The organism is Mameliella sp. AT18 (assembly GCF_028807275.1).
Taxonomy (GTDB): Bacteria; Pseudomonadota; Alphaproteobacteria; order Rhodobacterales; family Rhodobacteraceae; genus Antarctobacter; species Antarctobacter albus.
In genome coordinates this window covers 1-3,613 of sequence record NZ_JARAMO010000273.1, presented here as the reverse complement: position 1 = coordinate 3,613, position 3,613 = coordinate 1, and the positions used below count along the sequence as shown (strand labels likewise).

The 3,613-nt window shown below is 64.3% G+C and carries 4 protein-coding genes; all 4 read left to right on the top strand.

Annotation, left to right across the window (positions count from 1 at the left end):
* Positions 1-920: MFS transporter (locus PVW46_RS22575; RefSeq protein WP_274577750.1), on the top strand; the 920-nt coding region annotated here is incomplete at its 5' end.
* Between the two features lie 99 nt (positions 921-1,019).
* On the top strand, positions 1,020-1,601 hold the full coding sequence (locus PVW46_RS22570; protein WP_043143360.1) for a DUF924 family protein: 582 nt from the start codon (positions 1,020-1,022) through the stop codon (positions 1,599-1,601).
* Between the two features lie 77 nt (positions 1,602-1,678).
* Positions 1,679-3,073, top strand: coding sequence for a dihydrolipoyl dehydrogenase (lpdA, locus tag PVW46_RS22565; protein ID WP_069208775.1), 1,395 nt, complete (start codon positions 1,679-1,681; stop codon positions 3,071-3,073).
* 9 nt (positions 3,074-3,082) lie between these two features.
* Positions 3,083-3,511: a DUF1801 domain-containing protein gene (locus tag PVW46_RS22560; protein WP_069208776.1), complete on the top strand. Its 429-nt coding sequence runs from the start codon at positions 3,083-3,085 to the stop codon at positions 3,509-3,511.
* Positions 3,512-3,613: the final 102 nt, after the last annotated feature.

Sequence of the window (3,613 nt, the reverse complement as noted above, 5' to 3'; positions counted from 1 at the left end):
CCGCCGAAAGCTGGCTGAACAATGCCGCCGACAACGAGACGCGCGGCCAGACGCTCTCGGCCTACATGATTGTGCAAATGGCGGGCATCATCGTCAGCCAGGCTCTGCTGGTGATCCCGGACGTGAGCGGTTTCCTGCTTTTCGTGATCCCCTCGGTGCTGGTTTCGATCTCATTCGCGCCGATCCTGCTGTCGATTTCACCAACCCCGGCCTTTGAGTCCTCCAAGCCGATGACCCTGCGTGAGCTCTACGGCGTGTCGCCGCTGGGCATGGTCGGGATGTTCCTGCTGGGCGGCGTCTTTGCGGCGCAGTTCGGCATGGCGGCGGTCTATGCGACCGAAGTGGGGCTGAAACTGACCCAGATTTCGATCTTCGTGGCCTCCTTCTATGTCGGCGCGCTGGTGCTGCAATATCCGCTGGGCTGGGTGTCCGACCGGGTCGACCGGCGCTGGCTGATCATGCTGGTGGCCGCCTGCGGAGCCGGTGCGGCGGTACTGGCGACCGTTTCGGGCGGGTCCTTCGCGGTGCTGGTCGCGGCGGCCTTTGTTATCGGTGGCTGTTCCAACCCGTTGTATTCGCTGCTGATTGCCTACACCAATGACTTCCTGAACCACGAGGATATGGCAAGCGCATCTGCCGGGCTGCTGTTCGTCAACGGGCTGGGCGCCATCGCCGGCCCGCTGATCATCGGCTGGGTCATGGAACGCGCCGGCCCGCAGGGGTTTTTCCTGCTGATCTTCACCCTGCTGGCGCTGGTTTCGCTCTACGCGCTGTACCGGATGACCCAGCGGGCCGCGCCCTCGGTCGAGGATACCGGCGCTTATGCTCCGGTTATGCCCTCGTCGACTCCGGTCGCCCTGGAAGTGGCGCAGGAATATTTCATCGACCAGCAAGAGGAAGACGAGGCCGATGCGCAATGACTGTCAAAACCTGACAGAATTCGTGATTTGGGTACCGGTAATTCCTCGCGCAATATTATTTCGTGGCGGGAAGAGTACAGGGTGAAAGAGGAGAAACAGATGACCACCCCCGACAGTATATTGGCCTTCTGGCTGGACGAGGTCGGCCCGGAGGGCTGGTATGCAAAGGACGACGCATTGGATTCGGCGATCACCGAGCGGTTCGGCGCCGCCTGGGAAGGGCTCATGGACGGCCGTTACGGCCTCTGGCTGACCTATCCCTCGGGGGCGCTGGCCTATATCCTTCTGGCCGATCAGTTTCCGCGCAACATGTTCCGGGATGACCGACGCGCCTTTGCCTCGGACGACGTGGGCCGCGCGGCGGCGAAACAGGCGATTCATCGCGGCTGGGATCTCAAGATCGACCCGCCGGCGCGGCAGTTCTTCTACATGCCGCTGATGCATTCGGAAAACCTGTGTGACCAGGACCGCTGCGTGCGCCTGTTCAAGGAGCGCATGCCCGAAGCCGAAGGCAACCTGCTGCACGCCCGCGTGCACCGCGAGGTGATCCGCCGGTTCGGCCGGTTCCCCTATCGGAACGAGGTTCTGTCGCGCAAGACCAACGCGCCCGAGCAGAGCTTTCTCGAGCAGGGCAGTTATGGCGCCGTTCTGCGCGAGTTCCAGGCGGACGTGGCAGCCTGATCGGCGCCTGCTGCCGATTGCCCTTGTCCCGGTGACGGGCTAGCCTCCCCTGCGAAGGCCTGCAGGGGAGGAACGGCATGGGCGCGAAACGCTTTGACATGGTGGTGATCGGCGCCGGCCCGGGTGGCTACGTCGCGGCGATCCGCGGCGCGCAGCTGGGGCTGAGCGTCGCCGTGGTCGAACGCGAACACATGGGCGGCATCTGCCTGAACTGGGGCTGCATCCCGACCAAGGCCATGTTGCGTTCTGCCGAGGTATTCCACCTGATGCACCGCGCGCAGGAATTCGGCCTCAAGGCCGAGGGCCTGTCCTATGACCTGGACGCGGTGGTCAAACGCTCGCGCGGGGTGGCGAAACAGCTGAACTCGGGCGTCGGGCACCTGCTGAAAAAGAACAAGGTCACCACCCTGATGGGCACCGCGCGGCTGGATGGGCCGGGCCGGGTGCATGTCACCACCGACAAGGGCGAAGATCTGCTGGAGGCGGGCAGCGTGGTGCTGGCCACCGGCGCCCGGGCGCGCGAGCTGCCGGGGCTGGAGGCGGACGGAAAACAGGTCTGGACCTACAAGCACGCGCTTGTCCCGCCCCACATGCCGAAGAAACTGCTGGTGATCGGGTCGGGCGCCATCGGCATCGAGTTCGCCAGTTTCTACCAGACTCTCGGCGCCGAGGTGACGGTGGTCGAGGTCATGGACCGCATCCTGCCGGTCGAGGACGCAGAGATCGCGGCTTTTGCGAAAAAGCAGTTCGAAAAACAGGGCATGACCATCCACGAAGGTGCGAAGGTCGAAAAGCTGGAGCGCGGCGGGGCCTCGGTTGTCGCGCATGTGGATAAAAATGGGGAAAAGTCAAAAATCACCGTGGATACGGTGATTTCGGCTGTGGGTATTGTTGGAAATGTAGAAGGGCTGGGACTCGAGGATCTGGGCGTCCGGGTGGAGAAATCCCATGTTGTGACCGATCCCTTCTGCTGCACCGGGGCCGAGGGGCTCTATGCCATCGGCGACGTGGCGGGCGCGCCCTGGCTGGCGCACAAGGCCAGCCACGAGGGCGTCATGGTGGCCGAACTGATCGCCGGGCAGCATCCACATGCCGTCGACCCCGACAGCATCGCAGGCTGCACCTATTGCCAGCCGCAGGTGGCCAGCGTCGGGCTGACCGAGGCGCAGGCCAAGGACAAGGGGCATGACGTCAAGGTCGGCCGCTTCCCCTTCATCGGCAATGGCAAGGCCATCGCGCTTGGAGAGCCGGAGGGGCTGGTCAAGACAGTGTTCGACGCCACGACGGGCGAACTGCTCGGCGCGCATATGGTTGGCGCCGAGGTGACGGAACTCATCCAGGGCTACGTCGTCGGCCGCCAGCTGGAGACAACAGAGGCGGACTTGATGCAGACGGTCTTCCCTCATCCGACGCTGAGCGAGATGATGCACGAATCCGTTCTGGACGCCTGGGGTCGGGCGATCCACTTCTGAGGTGCGGGCATGGCAGACCGGATGACACAGCCCTCAAAGACCTCGGTCGCGGCCTTCCTTGACACTGTCGAACCGGCGCGCCGCCGCGAGGACGCAGGCGTTCTGGACGCGCTCTTCCGCGAGGTGACGGGCTGGCAGCCGGTGCTTTGGGGGACATCGATCCTGGGCTACGGGCGCTACGACTACATCTATGCCAGCGGGCATTCCGGCCAGAGCCTTGCCACCGGCTTTGCACCGCGCAAGGCCAATATGGTGGTCTACATCATGCCTGGCTACGCGGACTTCCAAGAGGTCCTGTCACGGTTGGGGCCGCACCGCCTGGGCAAGTCCTGCCTCTACCTCGGCGCGCTGTCGAAGGTCGACCTGGACGTTCTGTCAGACCTGATCCGTGCCGGGCTGGCCGATCTCGGGACGCGCTGGGAGATCAAGCCCAGCTGAGACCTCGCGACTCCGATCCACGGCGACGAACAGGTCGCTGCGCCCCCTGTTTCTTTGGGCCAAAAAATACCTCCGGGGTCCGGGGCAGAGCCCCGGTCCGAC